We start from the raw sequence: 17,200 nt of genomic DNA, 5'->3' as shown, positions 1-17,200 counted from the left end.
CGGCGCCGCGGCTTAAGGACGGCTAAAGCCAGAGTAAGTCTTGCGCCAGTTGCTGGGGCTCACCCCCAGGGCGCGTTTGAAGGCGTCTCGCAGACCGGCGGCACTGGCAAAACCGCAGCTGGAGGCAATCAGTTCCACCGACATATGGCTCGACTCGAGCAAGGATTGCGCCCGGCGGATCCGCGCCTGCCCCAGCCATGCCATAGGCGCCAGTCCGGTTTGCTCCCGGAACTTACGGTTCAGGCTACGCTGGCTTAAACAGGCTCTTTCTGCCAGTTGTGCCAAGGTCAAAGGCAGGTGCAGATTGTCCATCAACCAGAGTTGCAAATTGGCCAGCTGTTGCTGCTGCGGCAGCCATTGGCGATGAATTCTTTGCGACTGACAACCCTGACGCTCGAGCGGCATCACAAAGAAGTCGGCCGTGGTCTCGGCGGCCTGGGCACCAAAGTCACTGGCTATCATATGCAGACACAGATCCTGGCCCGCGGCCAATCCCGCCGAGGTCAATAGCTGGCCGTTGTCGACAAACAGCATGTCCTCTTCCACCTCTATATTGGGATAACGCTTGGCCAGTTCGGGCGTCAGTTGCCAGTGGGTAGTTGCCCTGAGGTTATCCAACAGGCCTGCGGCGGCCAATACGCAGGCGCCGGTGCAGATAGATGCCAGTCGCACTCCGGCCCTCGCGGCTTGCTGCAGCGCCTGAAGAACTTCGGACTCGCTGAACAGCAAGGGGTCGCGGATGCCGGGGATTATCACAGTATCCACTTGACTCAGCAGCTCAAGCGGGGCGATATCCGAGATGCTCAATGCGCCGCTGCAGATGGATTGCGCCGGGCCGCAAAAGCTTACCTGGTAAGGTTTGTGGCCGCCGCTCAGGGAAACCAGAGGAAACATCTGGTAAGGAATGGCGAGATCGAAGGCGACAAAATCCCTCAGTACCAGAATCGCAATCCTGTGCTGAGGTTGAGAAAGAGCTGAAGACATGTTTCCTGCCCGGCGCCATTCCGGCGGCCCAATAGCGTATGTGTGCAAGGCAATCTAGTTCAAGCTCAAAACCCTGTACAGCGGCTTGTGGCCAAAGTGACTGCCTGGATCACAGCCTGCTCAAGTTGGCCAGACTCTTGCGGCAATTGGCCGGTAACCGGCTGTTGCAGCCTGCAATAGGTTACTAATCTCAACGGGACTTTCTGACTCAAAGGAGCGTTTATGAACCGTCGAGACTTTACCTTATCCTGCCTGGGAACGCTGGCCGCAGCCTCTCTGGGCGGCGTGGCACCTCAAGTGCTGGCCGCGGGCGCCTCAGGCCAACGGCCGGCAGCAAACTCTTTACCCGCCGGCACCAAAGCCAGCACGAGCGGCAAGCCACATATCGCCTTTGTACTGTATGAGGGCATGACAGCCCTGGATCTCATAGGGCCGGCTGAAGTGCTCGCCGGTGAACAGTTTGATGTGGACTTTGTTTGGTACGACAAGGAAGTGGTCTATGCCGAGAGCCGCGCCAACAAGCGTTTGGGGTTAATGCCAACCGCAACCTTTGCCGAGATTGAGCAGACAAACATTCTCTGCGTTCCGGGAACCAGTAATCCATACAAACAGCTGGAGCGCACCGAAATGATTGACTGGGTGGCTCGGGTCGGCGCCAAGGCCGACTGGGTCACCAGCGTCTGTACCGGCTCATTTATTCTCGGGGCCGCCGGTTTGCTCAAGGGGTATAAGGCCACCTCTCATTGGGGCGTGTTGCAGGACTTGCGTTACTTTGGCGCCGAGCCTGTAGTCGATAGAGTGGTTCACGACCGCAATCGAGTCACAGGCGCCGGGGTCACTTCAGGGATCGATTTTGGTTTGCTGCTGCTGTCGCTGCTGACAGATGAGCAGACAGCCCGCGGCAAACAGCTGGTGCTTGAATATGATCCCCACCCCCCTTTTAACAGTGGTTCGCCCAAGCTTGCTTCTCCTGCCTTGTTGGAAGCGGTGCGCGGTGGTTATATGGATTATCTGCAAGCGGTTGCCTCCAACTCCCGCAGCCAACTGCAGGCCCTGGCAAGCAATTTGGGGATCAAGCATCCCTGAGACAGGCCTTTAAGGTTTAGCTTCAAGGCGTTGTAAATGAGGACGAAAATGGTTCCGTTTTTGTTCTAACTATAAGCTATTGTTGAACTTTTTCTATTGTCATACACTATCGGGCCCTTTGGTTTGTTGGTTGGGCCCGCATGCGTTTTTCATCTGCACGTTTGTTGCTGCTAATGGCTTGGTTGGCCACGAGTTTTACCCTGGCCGCCGAGATAGGCGACACGGCCGTGGTCGGTAAACTCTATTTCAGCGGCGCCGAACTGCCCGGGCAATTGACTCCAGAGGGGGCCGCTTGGTGGCCGGAGCCTATTTGGTTGCTGTGGCTCATGAGCCTTGGCAGCTTCTTTTGCCGTTTTCGTTGTTTTGCGCTCTGGCTGCTTGCTTTGCTGGCGTTGCAACTCAAGTTTGTGATTCGGGTCGACGACAGCCTGCTGTGGAGCAGTTGGCTAGTGTTGCTATTGCCGACACAAGTTTTGTTTGGCCTGATTTTGCTGTTGATTGACCGGGGCGAGGGCGCACGAGCCCAGGTAATCACCCTTGACTGACGATAGTCCAAGTCCCAAGCCGTATTAAGGGAGAACAATAGATGTCCAGAAAAGCCAGAGCCGCCATGGTCTCGGTCTGCTCCAATATTTCGCTGATCATCATGAAGGTGGCGGCGGGTATTGTCAGTGGCTCGGTCAGTATCATTTCAGAAGCGATTCACTCCGCCATGGATTTGGTGGCGGCCTTGATCGCCCTGTTTGCCGTGCGCCGCGCCGATGTGCCGCCTGACTGGGATCATCCCTACGGCCACGACAAGATAGAGAATGTTTCCGGGGTTATTGAGGCGCTGTTGATTTTGGCGGCGGCCGGCTGGATTATTTTCGAGGCTGTCGGCAAGTTGCTCAGCCCCTCAGAGGTGGAAGGCCTGGGCTGGGGGGTATTGGTGATGCTGTTGTCGGCGCTGGTTAACACAGGCGTCAGTGCCTATCTCTACCGGGTGGCCAGGGAAGAGCAATCGGTGGCGCTTGAGGCCGATGCCCTGCACCTTAAGGCCGATGTGCTCACCTCGCTCGGGGTAGCCGTGGGGCTGCTGCTCATCTGGGTGGGTGGCTATTTTGGCCATAATCTGGCGCTGCTGGATCCCATAGTAGCCATAGGGGTGGCGCTGTTTATTCTCAAAGAAGCGATAAGCATGTTGGATCAGGCCTTCAAGCCGCTGTTGGATCACAGCATCAGCGAAGAGGAGCTGAACCAGGCCGCCGAGATAATCGCGCACCACTGTCCCAATGAAGGCGGCTTTCACGACTTGCGTGGCCGTCAGGCGGGCAGACGGCGTCATATCGACTTCCACCTGACCTTGCCCAAGGAGATGAGTGTTGGCCATTCCCATGCCATTTGTGACCGTATCGAGCAGGCCTTGATGGCTGCCATCCCCCATGCGGCGGTGTTTATCCATGTGGAGCCGCTGGAAGAGCAGCCCGAAGAAGAAGGCTTACTGCAACAGGGCGCCTGAAGCGGCGCCCGTGTGGCTGCATCAGAGCCCTTGATGGGGGCCGAACACTTCATAGTGGATCTGCGTTTCCCCAATACCCAGGGCCAGCAACTGCGCCTTGATGCTCTGCATAAAGCCTATGGGGCCACAGCAGTAGAATTGGCCCTCGGATGGCAGCATGGCCGCTATCGGTTCCAGCACCATGGTGCCATTCAGGTCATAATCCTGTCCCTGAATATCAGTCTCAAGCGGCTGGCGATACCAGGTCAGCGCCTTGAGATTTGTCTGCTCGGCCTGTTTGCGGCGTATATCTTCGGCAAAAGCGTGCTGGGCGCCATTTTCACAGGCATGCAGCCATAGTGTCTCGGCGCAGTCTTGCTGCAGGCGGCTGTTTAACATGCTCAGCATAGGCGTCAGGCCAACTCCGGCAGATAGCAGTACAACCCGGGTGTCAGGCTCAGTATTCAGGAAAAAATCCCCCGCCGGCGGGATTAGCTCAAGCTCACTGCTGATATCGAATTCATTATGCAGCAGGTTGGAAACCAATCCTTCGTTTTCACGTTTAATGCTGATGCGATAGTTGCGGCCGTTGGGGGCATCCGACAATGAGTATTGGCGGATCTCGGTATGGGCCAGCGCCGGATGGCTGAGTTTTAGGTTCAGGTATTGCCCCGGCTTAAAATCGACCACAGGGCCGCCATCCTTGGGCGTGAGTTCGAAGGAGGTAATGGCGGCAGACTCGCGGCGTTTGTTGCTGACAACAAAGGTGCGGGTGCCGCTCCAACCCCCTTGTTTGCCAGCGGCATCGGCATAAATCTGTGCTTCGCGGCCAATAAAGATATTGGCCAACACCCCATAAGCCTTCTCCCAGGCATCCAGCACCTCTGGCGTGACGGCATCGCCGCCGAGTTCTTCCAGGGTGGCAAGCAGATGCTTGCCGACTATGGCGTATTGCTCGGGTTTGATCAGAAAGCCTGTGTGTTTCTGGGCAATTCTTTCCACGGCTTCACCGAGAACGGCCAGGTTGTCGATATGTTGGGCATAGGCGGCGACGGCATTGAACAAGGCTACAGGCTGATCGCCCTTATGCTGATGAGCCAGGTTGAACACATCTTTCAATTCAGGATTGTGGTGGAACATGCGCTGATAGAAGTGTTTGGTCAGCTCTGGGCCGGCGGCAACCAGCAGGGGAATAGTACTCTTGACCACTTGGATAGTGTGTTGATCCAACATAAAGACAACCTCAAAGATTCATTTAAGTTATATGTTCCGCGATAAAATAAACATGCATTTGATTTGGATCAATAAAAATCCTGACTGGATCTGTCAGGCATTTAGTATGGTTCGCAAAAACACTCGTGTGCGTGATGTATATCTATGTTTTATCGTATCTGGACCCTGATTCTGGCTTGTTCGTTTCTTTGGTTCGCTTCTTTGGTTCGCTTTTCTGCTTCCGGTGCCAAGTTGCCTTCAGTGGCCAACAATGACTTTTGCCGCTAAAAAGCGGATAATTCCCCCAATTTTGCTCAATTTGACCCAGATCACAGCCGGTCGCCGGTTTTACCGCTGCGGCGAGTGTCATCGGGAGAGCGGGAAACCCCGCCGGAACTCGGAACTATCCAATGGAAATCAAAGTAAATTTTCTCGACAACCTCAGACTCGAAGCCAAGTTTGATGACTTCAGTGTCATTGCCGACCAGCCAATCCGCTACAAGGGCGATGGCTCGGCACCGAGCCCGTTCGACTACTTTCTGGCTTCATCAGCGCTGTGCGCCGCCTATTTTGTGAAGGTGTACTGTGTCGCCCGCGATATTCCTACCGAAGGCATTCGCCTGTCGCAAAACAACATAGTCGACCCGGAAAACCGTTATAACCAGATCTTCAAGATTCAGGTGGAACTGCCGGACACCATCTCTGACAAAGACCGTGAAGGCATATTGCGTTCCATCGACCGCTGCACTGTGAAGAAAGTGGTTCAGACCGGCCCCGAGTTCCAGTTGGAAACCGTGAATAACCTGGATCAGGACGCCCAGGCGATGCTGATGCTTAAGCCGGATGATAGCCACAGCACCTTTATTCTGGGTAAGGATCTGCCGCTGGAGCAGACCATAGCCAACATGACCAACACCTTGGCCGAACTGGGGATGAAGATAGAGATCTCCTCCTGGCGTAACCTGGTGCCCAACGTTTGGTCGCTGCATATCCGTGACGCCGCTTCGCCCAAGTGTTTTACCAACGGCAAGGGCGCAACCAAAGAGAGCGCGCTCTGCTCGGCTCTGGGCGAGTTTATCGAGCGTCTCAGCTGCAACTTTTTCTACAACGACCAGTATTTCGGCCCCGAGATCGCCAACGCCGAATTTGTTCATTATCCCAATGAGAAGTGGTTCCAGCCCGGCCCCAACGATGAGCTACCGCCCGGGATCCTCGATGACTATTGCCTGGAAATCTACAACCCGGATGGTGAGCTCTGCGGCTCCAACCTTATCGACACCAACTCGGGCAATGTCGAGCGCGGCATCTGCGCCATTCCTTATGTGCGTCAGTCCGATGGCGAGACTGTGTATTTCCCCTCCAACCTGATTGAAAACCTGTATCTCAGTAACGGCATGAGCGCAGGTAACAACCTGGATGAGGCCAAGGTGCAGTGTCTGTCCGAGATTTTCGAGCGGGCGGTGAAACGCCGCATCATAGAAGAGGAGCTGGTTCTGCCTGAGGTGCCGAAAGCCGTGCTGGCCAAGTATCCTTCGATAGTGGCCGGCATAGAGGCGCTGGAAGCCCAGGGTTTTCCGCTGGTGATCAAGGATGCCTCCCTTGGTGGCCAGTTCCCCGTCATGTGTGTGACCCTGATGAACCCCCGCACCGGCGGCGTGTTTGCCTCCTTCGGCGCCCACCCCAGTTTTGAGGTGGCGTTGGAGCGCAGCCTCACCGAACTGCTGCAGGGCCGCAGTTTCGAGGGGCTCAACGATGTGCAAAAGCCTACTTTCAACAGCATGGCGGTGCAGGAGCCGGAGAACTTTGTAGAGCACTTTATCGATTCCAGCGGGGTGATCTCCTGGCGCTTCTTCAGTAGCAAGCCGGACTATGAGTTTGTCGAATGGGACTTCTCCGGCAGCAACGCCGAAGAGAGTCAGAGCCTGTTCGGGATTCTTGAAGAGATGGGCAAAGAGGTCTACATCGCCGAGTTTACCGAGATAGGCAATGCCTGCCGGATCCTGGTGCCAGACTTCTCCGAGGTGTATCCGGTATCGGATCTGATTTGGGACAACACCAACAAGGCGCTGGACTACCGCGAAGATATTCTTAACCTGCATCGCCTCAGCGACAGCCAACTGCAAAGCCTGTCCGAGCGCCTCGAAGACAGCCAATTGGATATCTACACGGATATCATCACCCTGATAGGCATAGAGTTTGATGAAAACACCGTCTGGGGCCAACTGACGATACTCGAACTCAGACTGCTGATCTGTCTAGCCATAGGTGAGCTGGAAGAAGCGCTGGAGCTGACCGAAACCTTCCTGCAGTACAACAACAATACCGTCGCTCGTGGCCTCTTCTATCAATGCCTGCAGGCGGTGTTGGAGATCAGCCTGGACGATGAACTCGAGCTGGACGATTACCGTTACAACTTAGGGCGCATGTTCGGCCAGGAAACCCTGGATGCCGCCATAGGGTCGGTCAATGGCACAGTGCGCTTCTACGGCCTGACCCCAACCAATATGCAGCTCGAAGGCCTGGAAAAACACCAGCGGCTGATCGAAAGCTACAAGAAGCTGCATGCTGCAAGGGCTAAGCTGGCCGCCAAGAAGTAGTCTAAGTTCAAGGGGCGTGTTTGCCCCTTGATAATCCTTATTTGCAACAACGGCTTTCGGCGACACCGAGGGGGAGTCGGTGCAATTCCTCACCCCAAAGTGTCGTATTCAGCTGCAGATATACGCCTAATTCCAGGCACAGGCGGGACTGTGACCGTCGAAAACAGGGACGTTTTCGTCGAGCGCCCATGGATAATGGAATGGACCCATCCCCTTTTAACCGGCCTTGCAATGGGCCACGATGAAGTTGTTGAAAGTCATCTGGAAAGAGGATGGGTCCACTATGAAGATTACAACCATCGGTTTGGATATCGCAAAGTTGGTGTTCCACGCTGTTGCGGTCAACAAAGCAGGTAAGCTGTTGCGGTCAACAAAGCAGGTAAGCTGGTGCGCAAGAAAATGCTTAAACGAAAAGAAGTGCTCGGTTTTTTCGCTAAGTTGGAACCTTGCCTGGTCGCGATTTAAGCCTGTGGTGGCGCTCACTATTGGAACAGGGAAATTACTGCCCTTGGTCATCAGGTTAAGTTGATCCCTCCTCAATATGTCATTCCCTATCGGCAGGGAAATAAAAATGACTACAACGATGCCCTTGCCATAGCGGAGGCGGCTCAGCGACCAAACATGCGCTTCGTGCCCGCCAAATCTATCGAACAACAAGATGTGCAGATGTTGCACAGGGTTCGTGAGCGACTCACACAGCAAACCACCGCCTTGGTGAATCAGGTTCGAGGCATGTTGGCCGAATATGGGATAAAAGACAGGACAGCCATATCTTTTTGATGTTTCGCCCAGCCTTGACTAGGCTTTGAAATACCCATCAAAGCTCAGTCGAGGTTGGTTATGACCACTGCCCGTCGCCAGTTGATAGACGCTGAAAGTACGCCCTTTTACCACGTGATTAACCGTTGCGTTAGAAGGGCATTTTTGTGTGGTGAAGATGCACTATCGGGGCGCAGTTACGAACATAGGCGTGGCTGGATAGTGGATAAAATCAGGCAGTTGTCGTCAATATTCTGCATCGACGTTTGCGCTTATGCGGTTATGAGTAATCACTACCATTTGGTGCTCAAAATCGACCTTGCTGCGCAACAATCGTTGTCACCATTTGAAGTCGTTGAGCGTTGGACAGGGCTCTTTAGGGGCAATCCTGTGGCGGCAAAGTTCCTCAAGGGCGATAGTCTCTCAGAAGGTGAGCGAATACTGTTGGATACGCTGATTAGCGATTGGCAGGAACGCCTTGGCAGTATCAGTTGGTTTATGCGCTGTTTAAATGAAGATATCGCCCGCAAGGCCAATCGAGAAGATGGCTGCAAGGGCGTATTCTGGGAAGGGCGCTTTAAGTCGCAGGCGTTGCTCGATGAACAGGCGCTACTGGCCTGCATGATGTATGTGGATTTAAATCCCATTCGCGCCGGTATTGCAGATTCGCTGCAAACTTCTGATTACACATCCATTCAGGAGCGCATAGAAGAAGTTGCTGAGCCAGCAACTGCCAACACTTCACTTAAGCCTCTGCTGCAATTTGATGGTGCAGCCACTGCCGCCGAACAAAGCGGCATTCCGTTTCACTTTGCCGACTATCTGGAACTGATTGATTGGACAGGTCGCGCGGTGCGGGAAGACAAGCGTGGCTTTATTGCCTGTTCCAGACCCAAACTGCTGTTTGAGCTTGGTATCAGCGACGATTCCTGGATAACTTCCGCCAAGGAGTTTCGCCGTCAGTACAGTGGCATGAGTGGCCGATGGGATGCAATGTGTGCCATGAAGGCCAAATATGGTGGTAAATGGTGCCGGGGTAAGCAACAAAGCCAAGCAATACATCCCCATTAACCTTAAACCGTTGGTGATATTGCAGCAACAGGCTTAAGCCTGCCGCAGGCATGCCTGGCAACCGCAGTTTTTGCATGAAGCATGCAGATTACTCGTCTTAGATAGCCTCATTTCCAAAAATCCGTCGTTATTTATCAGAGACTGACCCCTGCAACGAGCTTCCTTGCAGTTCAGAAAGTGTTTTGGATGTCCTGTCTGCTTTGGTATGAAGCACGCAGATTACTCGTCTCACAAAGGCTCATTTCCAAAAATCCGTCGTTATTTATCAGAGACTGACCCCTGCAACGTGCTCCTCGCGGCTCAGAAAGTGTTTAGGATGTCCTGTATGCTGACTCCGAAAGGGGCGGTTTTCCTATCAATGCGGTCAATGAAGTGAGACGTTCAATCGATCCAACGACAGCGGAGTAACTCAAAAGGGGCTTTGCTTGTTCAAAGTCTCTTGTATCCCCAAGGACACCCCGGATTGTTGCCAAAGTTGCCACTTGGTTTAGAGCCATAATAACCGCTGTGCCAGCGGCATAAAGTCGTGGAGCTTCGCCCCACACCCGAGAAAAGGGGGCTGTATCGACTAGCCCCCTTTTCAAACCCCCAGCGACCCCCGACGTAGCCGAAATCCCCGCTGGCTTATGAAGCAAATTGGCTGCACTCAGGACTCGCATCCGTGCTCGACCTTCGAGCCTCGACATCCCTGTCTCGGCTACGCCAATTTGCAACAACGCCTGCGGCGGCTCCGAAGGGGGAATTGGTGCAATTCTTCCACAACAGTGCTGCTTGATATTGCTTATATACCTGCAGACATATGCCTAATTCCAGGCACAGGCGGAACTGTGACCTTCCGAGCCAGGGATGGCGAGGCAGAGCTTACACGGACGTACTTGTCGCGTGTCACAGGATCGCCTGTGCGAGAGCCCACCGCAGGTGATGGGCTGCATCGTGGCCGGAAGCTCGGTCAAAGCCTATTAGCGACACCTAAGGGGAAGTCAGTGCCATTCTGTAAGGTTTAAATCTACTGATTCATTGATCGTACACCTCACTCGGCGCCCGTGCAGCACACTTCTGGACAATTCCGAGTTACAGTATTTGCTAAATTAGTAGTTATCGGACGAATTGAGGTATGGCAATACCTTCTCTACGCAGAATGGGCTACCTTGAGGCGCGTGTCTACAGATATGGTGGTGTTATACTTCTCCATGAACTAATAGGGTATTGCCATGTACTAATGGGAGAGTTTTTAGTTTTAAATACCTGTTTTTTATCAGTTGTTTAAGGGTGTTTTCTCTTTTCTATTCTCTAGAAAGATTTTGCGAAGACATATTTAAAGACAGCAATGCTTCATGTAAAAAGTACTCATGTTCTACGTATTTGAAGGTTTTCAGGAGGTAGTGATGTTAGAGCTGTTTTTAAGTAGTTTGGAGAGGGTCGCTAAAATACAACCTCAGATAACCATCCTCATTCTAGTGTTAGCCTTATTAGGTAGTGACTTGATCTCGTTCATCAATGACTTTATGGCGGTAATGAAATGACTTTAATGCTCTGGTCTAAAATGCCCTCGAAATGGATTGCAGAGGGAATACTAAGAGAGTCCTTTAGTGGTGGTAGGAGTGTTAGTGATGATATCGCTGCTTTGAAGTTGTTCATTGTACTGTGTCTTCTTGCCAAGCAAGTTAACCGTTCGAGTGGTAGCTCGGTGGATGATGTTTTGGAAATCAGGGCAACATATGATCAGCTTACAGATATGTGTTCACTGAGCCGTTCTTTGGTGTCTAGAGGCTTAAAGAAGTTACATATAACAGGGTTGTTATCATCCGCTGGTGTTCGAACAAAAACATATACTTTTACTCAAGGAGTCTACCGAGGATGGTGCAAGCTTCCAAAAAGAGCACTTGTTAGAAATGAGGAAGAAATCCCAGCGATGAAAGCTTTTCTCAATAGGTATTCCCACGAACGTGATGCTCTAAAATGCTTTTTGTACATACTTGCTAGTCGAAGCAATAGTAGAACTTACGTCGATCTTAGTCGGGGAACTATAGCCCAAAAGACTGGCGTAAGTCTGGATGCTATTGATGGCGCTATCGGATTTCTGCAAAGCACTAGTTTGATTTCTAAAGTAGAGGACAAAGGCTTCTTAGCTAACTCTATTCGTCGTGATTTGTCAGAACGACTGCATAGGTACTGGGTGATTGGTAGCAGCAGTTTGAACTACAAGACATATTCGGTTGAAAGTGAAGACTCTATTCTTGTTAGGGAACCATCGTTGTACTTTATGGAGAACAACAGGAGATAATGCATATTTCATTCTCACGTAATTCAATAATTTATCTATTAATTCAATAGGTTAATTAACGTATTGAGAGGTTGGACTGTTCAGTGATACATAATTTCTAGATGTGCTGAATTCAGATAACTTTTGGTAAGGTAAAATCGTATTACTAGAATGTGCATGAGTATTTGCTCTAAGTGAAAATGGGGCAAAACCAATTTAGGACAATCTGTCAGCTATTCTCTGGCGCTGGGATGTCGGTGCGCAAGCCGACAGCAGGTCGGTGACCTGCCATCCAATCAATTGCCAAACTTATTGATGGATAAGTTTGCCCCCCTTGATGACATCCACCAATGGATTCACGCCGTAGCTGTAGGCGAGTTCCGCTGGGGTTGAGATCCGCCACAGGCAGAAGTCGGCATCCATTCCCTGGCGCAGCATGCCTATGCGCTGTTCGCGACCCAGAGCGCGGGCGGCGTTGCGGGTGACACCGGCCAAGGCCTCTTCCGGCGTCAGGCGGAACAGGGTGCAGCCCAGGTTGAGCATCAACAGAGTTGAGCAGATGGGGGAAGTCCCCGGGTTGAAGTCGCTGGCCAGCACCATGGGCACCTGATATTGGCGCAGCAAGGCTATCGGTGGCAGCTGGGTTTCCCGCAGGAAGTAAAAGGCGCCTGGCAACAAGGTGGCGCAGGTGCCGCTCTCGGCCAAGGCCTTGACCCCGGCTTCATCCAGATACTCGATATGATCCACAGACTTGGCCCCCAGACGGGCGGCCAGTATTGAGCCGCCCATGTTGGAGAGCTGCTCGGCGTGCAACTTGATATCCAGCCCTTTGGCCTTGGCGGCGCTAAGAATGGCTTCTGTTTGCTGCAGGTCGAAGGCGATATTTTCACAAAACACATCCACGGCATCGGCGAGATCTTCCGCCAATACCTGAGGCAGCATCTCCTCGATCACCAGTTGCACATATTCCTGCTCCCGGCCTTGATATTCTGGTGGGAAGGCGTGGGCGCCCAGGAAGGTGGTGACCACATCCACATGGTGGTGTTTGCCCAGCTCGCGGGCGACCCTGAGCAACTTGAGTTCGGTGGCGGTTTCCAGCCCGTAGCCCGATTTTATCTCCACCGTAGTAACCCCTTCTTTGGCCAGGGCGTTGAGGCGGCGGCGAGCCTCGTCGAACAGTTCGGCCTCGCTGGCCTCACGGCAGGCCTTAACCGTGCTGATAATGCCGCCACCGGCACGGGCGATTTCTTCATAGCTGGCGCCTTTGAGACGCAGCTCGAACTCGTTGGCGCGGTTACCGGCAAACACCAGATGGGTATGGGCATCTATCAACCCGGGCGTCAGCCAGCCGCCTTTGCCTTTGTAAACCGGAGTTGCCAGCACGTCGAAGGCAGGCAGTTCGCTGCGCTTGCCAATCCAGGCTATTTTGCCATCTTTGACTGCCAGGGCTGCGTCGGTGATGGCGCCATAAGCCTCTGATACAGAAGGGTCCATAGTGGCAATATTGATATCTATCCAAACCTGATCCCAGGACATGCTTGCTCCTTGTTGTTTGCCTTAAAGCCGGCCGCGGTGGCGGCAACCGCCGTGATTTTGTGAGCTAACTTGTATTTACTTGTATATACAAGCTAGGATTATAGCCGAGTTTTTCAGCAGATTGAAACCAACACAGAGTCGATTCGATGAGCACAGCCAAGTTCGCCCGCATTAAACAGTACATCTCAGACCGCATTGAGTCAGGCGAATGGGTGGAGCACTCCAGGGTGCCTTCCGAAAACCAACTGGCAGAGCTGTTTGAGTGCAGCCGGATGACGGCCAGAAGGGCCTTGACCGAGCTGGTGGACAACGGCGTGCTGGAGCGCAGTCAGGGGCTGGGTACCTTTGTGGCCGAGTTCAAGTCGCAGTCATCCATGTTGTCTATCCGTAATATCGCCGATGAGATCAAGGCCCGCGGCCATGGTTACAGCGTGCAGGTGCTGGAGCTGACCGCCATAGAGGCCCTGGCGCCTATCGCCATCGCCCTGGGGCTGGAGACCGGCAGCCGGGTGTTTTACTCGGTGCTGGTGCATTGTGAAGAGGGGCTGCCGCTACAGCTCGAGGAGCGCTTCGTAAACCCTCAGTTGATCCCCGACTATCTGCAGCAGGATTTCAATTTGCAGACCCCTCATGAATATCTGTCGCAGGTGGCGCCTTTGACCGAAGCACGCCACACCATAGAGGCGATAGTCGCCAATGAACAGATACGCGCCCGCTTGGCGATTCCCGCCAGCGAGCCCTGTTTACAGATACTGCGCCGCACCTGGTCACGCCAGGGGGTGGTGAGTTTTGCCAGGCTGATCCATCCCGGCAGCCGCTTCCGTCTCGGAGGGCATTTGACCTTCAGAGGCGAAAATAAACCTAAATAAAAACAACAAAATAAACCACAAGACAAGCAACAGAGGAATGGAAGTTTATGGATAAGAGATATGATCCGGCGCGCAAAATCATTGCGCCGACCGGCACCACTCTGAACTGTAAGAGCTGGCAGACCGAGGCGCCGCTCAGAATGCTGATGAACAACCTGCATCCGGATGTGGCCGAGCGCCCCGAGGATCTGGTGGTTTACGGCGGCATAGGCCGCGCCGCCCGCGATTGGCAGTGTTTCGACAAAATCGTCGAGGTGCTCAAGCGTCTGGAAGAGGATGAAACCTTGCTTGTGCAATCCGGCAAGCCGGTGGGAGTATTCAAGACCCACAGTGATGCCCCCAGGGTGCTGATCGCCAACTCCAACCTGGTACCCCACTGGGCCAACTGGGAACACTTCAACGAGTTGGACAAGCAAGGGTTGGCTATGTACGGCCAGATGACCGCCGGCTCCTGGATCTATATAGGCACCCAAGGCATAGTCCAGGGTACCTACGAAACCTTTGTAGCCGTGGCCAAGCAGCATTTCGACGGTGAAGCCAAGGGCCGCTGGATCCTGACCGGTGGCCTGGGCGGTATGGGCGGTGCCCAGCCTCTGGCCGGTACCATGGCCGGTTTCTCTGTGCTGGCCTGTGAAGTAGACGAGACCCGTATCGATTTTCGTCTGCGTACCCGTTATCTGGACAAGAAGGCCCACAGCCTGGACGAAGCACTGGCGATGCTGGAAGCCGCCAAGGTCGAGGGCAAGCCGGTTTCCGTCGGTTTGCTGGGCAATGCCGCCGATATCTTCAGTGAGCTGGTTGAGCGCGGCATTACTCCGGATGTGGTGACAGACCAAACTTCGGCGCACGATCCGCTGAATGGCTATCTGCCTCAGGGCTGGACGCTGGAGCAGGCCAAGGAGATACGCCTCAAAGACGAGGCCGCTGTGGTCAAGGCCGCCAAGGCTTCCATGGCGGTGCAGGTTCAGGCCATGTTGGCGCTGCAAAGCCGTGGCGCCGCGACCCTGGACTATGGCAATAACATCCGCCAGATGGCGTTTGACGAAGGAGTGGCTAACGCCTTCGATTTCCCCGGTTTTGTTCCCGCCTATATCAGGCCGCTGTTCTGTGAAGGCATTGGCCCGTTCCGCTGGGCGGCGCTCAGTGGTGACCCTGAGGATATCTACAAGACAGATCAGAAGGTGAAAGAGCTGATCCCGGACGACCCACACCTGCACAACTGGCTGGATATGGCTCGTGAACGTATCGCCTTCCAGGGGCTGCCGGCCCGTATCTGCTGGGTTGGCCTCAAAGATCGCGCCCGTCTGGCGCTGGCCTTCAACGAAATGGTGAAAAACGGCGAGCTGTCGGCGCCTGTGGTCATAGGCAGGGATCATCTGGATTCCGGCTCTGTGGCCAGTCCCAACCGGGAAACCGAATCCATGCTCGATGGCTCGGATGCCGTCTCCGACTGGCCGCTGCTCAATGCGCTGCTCAATACCGCCGGTGGCGCCACCTGGGTGTCGCTGCACCATGGTGGGGGTGTCGGCATGGGCTTCAGTCAGCACTCTGGGGTAGTGATCCTCTGTGACGGCAGCGATGCCGCTGCCAAGCGGGTATCCCGGGTATTGTGGAACGATCCGGCCACGGGCGTGATGCGTCATGCCGATGCCGGCTATGAGATTGCCAAGCGCTGTGCCAAAGAGCAGGGCCTGGATCTGCCTATGTTGGAGGACTGATGATGACCACTCAAATCACTCTGACACCGGGAAGCCTGACACTGTCTGAACTGCGCAGCATCAGCCGCGCGCCAACCCAGCTGCAATTGCATCCGGAATCGCTGGCAGCTATCAACAGCAGCGCCGCCGTGGTGCAAAAAGTATTGGATGAGGGCCGAACGGTTTACGGCATCAACACCGGCTTTGGCCTGTTGGCCAACACCAAGATTGCCCCGGCGGACCTGGAACTGCTGCAGCGCTCTATCGTGTTGTCCCACGCCGCCGGTACCGGCCAATTGATGCGCGATGAAACCGTGCGGCTGATGATGGTGTTGAAGATCAACTCACTGTCCCGCGGTTTTTCCGGGATCCGTCTCGAGGTGATCAACTTCCTGATCGCCCTGGTCAATGCCGGTGTCTACCCTTGTGTTCCCGAGAAGGGTTCAGTGGGCGCCTCGGGCGACTTGGCGCCGCTGTCGCACATGTGTCTGCCGATCATAGGCGAGGGCGAAGTGCGTTATCAGGGGCGCATCATGCCCGCCATCGAGGGCTTGAGTATCGCCGGTCTGAAACCGATTGAATTGGCTGCCAAAGAGGGCCTGGCCCTGCTCAACGGCACCCAGGCATCGACGGCGTTGGCACTGGAAGGCTTGTTCCACGCCGAGGACCTGTTTGCCGCCGGCTCTGTGGTCGGCGCCATGAGTGTCGAGGCGGCCATGGGCAGTCGCAGCCCGTTCGACCCGAGAATTCATGCGGTGCGCGGTCAAAAGGGCCAGATAGACTCGGCGGCAGTATTCCGTCATCTGCTGGGGAGCGGCTCCGAGATTGCCGAGTCACACGCCAATTGTGAAAAGGTGCAGGACCCTTACTCCCTGCGCTGTCAGCCACAGGTGATGGGGGCTTGCCTGACGCAGATCCGTCAGGCGGCCGAAGTGCTGGAAATTGAAGCCAACGGCGTGACAGATAACCCGCTGGTGTTTGAAGATACCGGCGAGATCATCTCAGGCGGTAACTTCCATGCCGAACCCGTGGCCATGGCGGCGGATAATCTGGCGCTGGCCATTGCCGAGCTGGGGGCCATCAGTGAGCGCCGCATTGCGCTGCTGATCGATTCCAATCTTTCCAAGCTGCCGCCATTCTTGGTGGAAAACGGTGGGGTTAACTCGGGCTTTATGATTGCCCAGGTGACAGCCGCGGCACTGGCCAGTGAAAACAAGACCTTTGCTCATCCGGCCTCTGTCGACAGCTTGCCGACCTCGGCCAACCAGGAAGATCATGTTTCCATGGCGACCTTTGCCGCCCGCAGGCTCAAGGATATGGCGGAAAACACCCGCGGAGTACTGGCAGTGGAACTGCTGGCTGCGGCCCAAGGGCTGGATTTCCGGGCACCGCTGCAGCCAAGCCCGGCGGTAGCCAAGGCCAAGGCTGAACTGCGCGAGCGGGTTACCTTCTATGACAAGGACAGGTACTTCGGTCCGGATATCACCAAGGCTACTGAGCTGCTGGCTAGTGGGCGCTATAACGCCTATCTGCCAAAGGAACTGCTGCCAAGCAGCCTCTGAGCCGGGAATAGTTGAAAGGGTCAGCAGGCCCTTTGGCATCTGACGGTAAAAGAGTCCGTATAAGAAACACAAAGAGCGCCATTTGGC

The 17,200-nt window shown here is 54.5% G+C and carries 12 protein-coding genes and 1 pseudogene; 10 read left to right on the top strand and 3 right to left on the bottom strand.

Going from position 1 to position 17,200, the window contains the following annotated elements; translation table 11 throughout:
• Positions 1-12: 12 nt before the first annotated feature.
• The gene (locus ACF8D4_RS06040; RefSeq protein WP_392464789.1) at positions 13-984 is read right to left on the bottom strand and encodes a GlxA family transcriptional regulator; all 972 of its coding nucleotides are present in this window, start codon (positions 982-984) and stop codon (positions 13-15) included.
• 222 nt (positions 985-1,206) lie between these two features.
• Between ACF8D4_RS06040 and ACF8D4_RS06035 the strand changes: the two genes are divergently transcribed.
• The 3 genes from ACF8D4_RS06035 to ACF8D4_RS06025 all read left to right on the top strand — a co-directional run bounded on the left by ACF8D4_RS06035 (position 1,207) and on the right by ACF8D4_RS06025 (position 3,568).
• The gene (locus ACF8D4_RS06035) at positions 1,207-2,070 is read left to right on the top strand and encodes a DJ-1/PfpI family protein (RefSeq protein ID WP_392464787.1); all 864 of its coding nucleotides are present in this window, start codon (positions 1,207-1,209) and stop codon (positions 2,068-2,070) included.
• Between the two features lie 140 nt (positions 2,071-2,210).
• Positions 2,211-2,615 (top strand): hypothetical protein, encoded by a 405-nt coding sequence (locus tag ACF8D4_RS06030; RefSeq protein WP_093981625.1) that lies wholly within the window; start codon positions 2,211-2,213, stop codon positions 2,613-2,615.
• 41 nt (positions 2,616-2,656) lie between these two features.
• Positions 2,657-3,568, top strand: coding sequence for a cation diffusion facilitator family transporter (locus ACF8D4_RS06025; protein WP_025010789.1), 912 nt, complete (start codon positions 2,657-2,659; stop codon positions 3,566-3,568).
• Between the two features lie 21 nt (positions 3,569-3,589).
• On the opposite strand, the gene hmpA is transcribed toward ACF8D4_RS06025, so the two are convergent.
• Entirely contained in the window at positions 3,590-4,780 is a 1,191-nt protein-coding gene (gene hmpA, locus ACF8D4_RS06020) for an NO-inducible flavohemoprotein (RefSeq protein WP_392464784.1), read from the bottom strand.
• Between the two features lie 389 nt (positions 4,781-5,169).
• Here hmpA and ACF8D4_RS06015 point away from each other — a divergent pair, with 389 nt between their 5' ends.
• The 4 genes and pseudogenes from ACF8D4_RS06015 to ACF8D4_RS06000 all read left to right on the top strand — a co-directional run bounded on the left by ACF8D4_RS06015 (position 5,170) and on the right by ACF8D4_RS06000 (position 11,470).
• Entirely contained in the window at positions 5,170-7,356 is a 2,187-nt protein-coding gene (locus ACF8D4_RS06015; protein WP_392464782.1) for an OsmC domain/YcaO domain-containing protein, read from the top strand.
• Between the two features lie 283 nt (positions 7,357-7,639).
• Positions 7,640-8,109, top strand: a pseudogene (locus ACF8D4_RS06010) (IS110 family transposase); the annotation flags it as partial.
• Between the two features lie 87 nt (positions 8,110-8,196).
• Positions 8,197-9,186 carry a transposase gene (locus ACF8D4_RS06005; protein WP_392464780.1) on the top strand — a complete coding sequence of 330 codons (990 nt, stop codon included), beginning with the start codon at positions 8,197-8,199 and terminating at the stop codon, positions 9,184-9,186.
• Between the two features lie 1,519 nt (positions 9,187-10,705).
• Positions 10,706-11,470, top strand: coding sequence for a hypothetical protein (locus tag ACF8D4_RS06000; protein ID WP_107006002.1), 765 nt, complete (start codon positions 10,706-10,708; stop codon positions 11,468-11,470).
• Between the two features lie 288 nt (positions 11,471-11,758).
• Here the strand turns inward: ACF8D4_RS06000 and hutI are convergent, their stop codons facing one another.
• Complete coding sequence (hutI, locus tag ACF8D4_RS05995) at positions 11,759-12,985, bottom strand: imidazolonepropionase (RefSeq protein ID WP_208160344.1); 1,227 nt, start codon at positions 12,983-12,985, stop codon at positions 11,759-11,761.
• A 146-nt stretch (positions 12,986-13,131) separates the two neighbouring features.
• Here hutI and hutC point away from each other — a divergent pair, with 146 nt between their 5' ends.
• Genes hutC through hutH form a run of 3 tightly spaced genes read left to right on the top strand, consistent with a single transcriptional unit; the run spans position 13,132 to position 17,113 of the window.
• Complete coding sequence (gene hutC / locus ACF8D4_RS05990) at positions 13,132-13,854, top strand: histidine utilization repressor (protein ID WP_144217772.1); 723 nt, start codon at positions 13,132-13,134, stop codon at positions 13,852-13,854.
• A 47-nt stretch (positions 13,855-13,901) separates the two neighbouring features.
• Positions 13,902-15,572, top strand: a complete 1,671-nt coding sequence (hutU, locus tag ACF8D4_RS05985; protein WP_208161788.1) for a urocanate hydratase — start codon at positions 13,902-13,904, stop codon at positions 15,570-15,572.
• Positions 15,572-17,113 carry a histidine ammonia-lyase gene (hutH, locus tag ACF8D4_RS05980; RefSeq protein WP_101060176.1) on the top strand — a complete coding sequence of 514 codons (1,542 nt, stop codon included), beginning with the start codon at positions 15,572-15,574 and terminating at the stop codon, positions 17,111-17,113. The genes hutU and hutH overlap by 1 nt, the downstream gene beginning before the upstream one ends.
• The last annotated feature ends 87 nt before the right edge of the window (positions 17,114-17,200 follow it).

Origin of the sequence: Shewanella sp. YQ_9, from assembly GCF_043103185.1 — a bacterium.
Lineage (GTDB): Bacteria > Pseudomonadota > Gammaproteobacteria > Enterobacterales > Shewanellaceae > Shewanella > Shewanella algae.
The sequence above is the reverse complement of the archived record's forward strand: the minus strand, read 5'-3'. Positions and strand labels throughout refer to the sequence as shown.

Excerpts from the sequence above, each read along its gene's own strand:
- ACF8D4_RS06040 (WP_392464789.1), bottom strand. The coding sequence starts at position 984 with ATGTCTTCAGCTCTTTCTCAACCTCAGCACAGGATTGCGATTCTGGTA.
- hmpA (WP_392464784.1), bottom strand. The coding sequence starts at position 4,780 with ATGTTGGATCAACACACTATCCAAGTGGTCAAGAGTACTATTCCCCTG.
- ACF8D4_RS06005 (WP_392464780.1), top strand. The coding sequence starts at position 8,197 with ATGACCACTGCCCGTCGCCAGTTGATAGACGCTGAAAGTACGCCCTTT.
- ACF8D4_RS06025 (WP_025010789.1), top strand. The coding sequence starts at position 2,657 with ATGTCCAGAAAAGCCAGAGCCGCCATGGTCTCGGTCTGCTCCAATATT.
- hutI (WP_208160344.1), bottom strand. The coding sequence starts at position 12,985 with ATGTCCTGGGATCAGGTTTGGATAGATATCAATATTGCCACTATGGAC.
- ACF8D4_RS06030 (WP_093981625.1), top strand. The coding sequence starts at position 2,211 with ATGCGTTTTTCATCTGCACGTTTGTTGCTGCTAATGGCTTGGTTGGCC.
- ACF8D4_RS06015 (WP_392464782.1), top strand. The coding sequence starts at position 5,170 with ATGGAAATCAAAGTAAATTTTCTCGACAACCTCAGACTCGAAGCCAAG.
- ACF8D4_RS06000 (WP_107006002.1), top strand. The coding sequence starts at position 10,706 with ATGACTTTAATGCTCTGGTCTAAAATGCCCTCGAAATGGATTGCAGAG.
- hutU (WP_208161788.1), top strand. The coding sequence starts at position 13,902 with ATGGATAAGAGATATGATCCGGCGCGCAAAATCATTGCGCCGACCGGC.
- ACF8D4_RS06035 (WP_392464787.1), top strand. The coding sequence starts at position 1,207 with ATGAACCGTCGAGACTTTACCTTATCCTGCCTGGGAACGCTGGCCGCA.
- hutC (WP_144217772.1), top strand. The coding sequence starts at position 13,132 with ATGAGCACAGCCAAGTTCGCCCGCATTAAACAGTACATCTCAGACCGC.
- hutH (WP_101060176.1), top strand. The coding sequence starts at position 15,572 with ATGATGACCACTCAAATCACTCTGACACCGGGAAGCCTGACACTGTCT.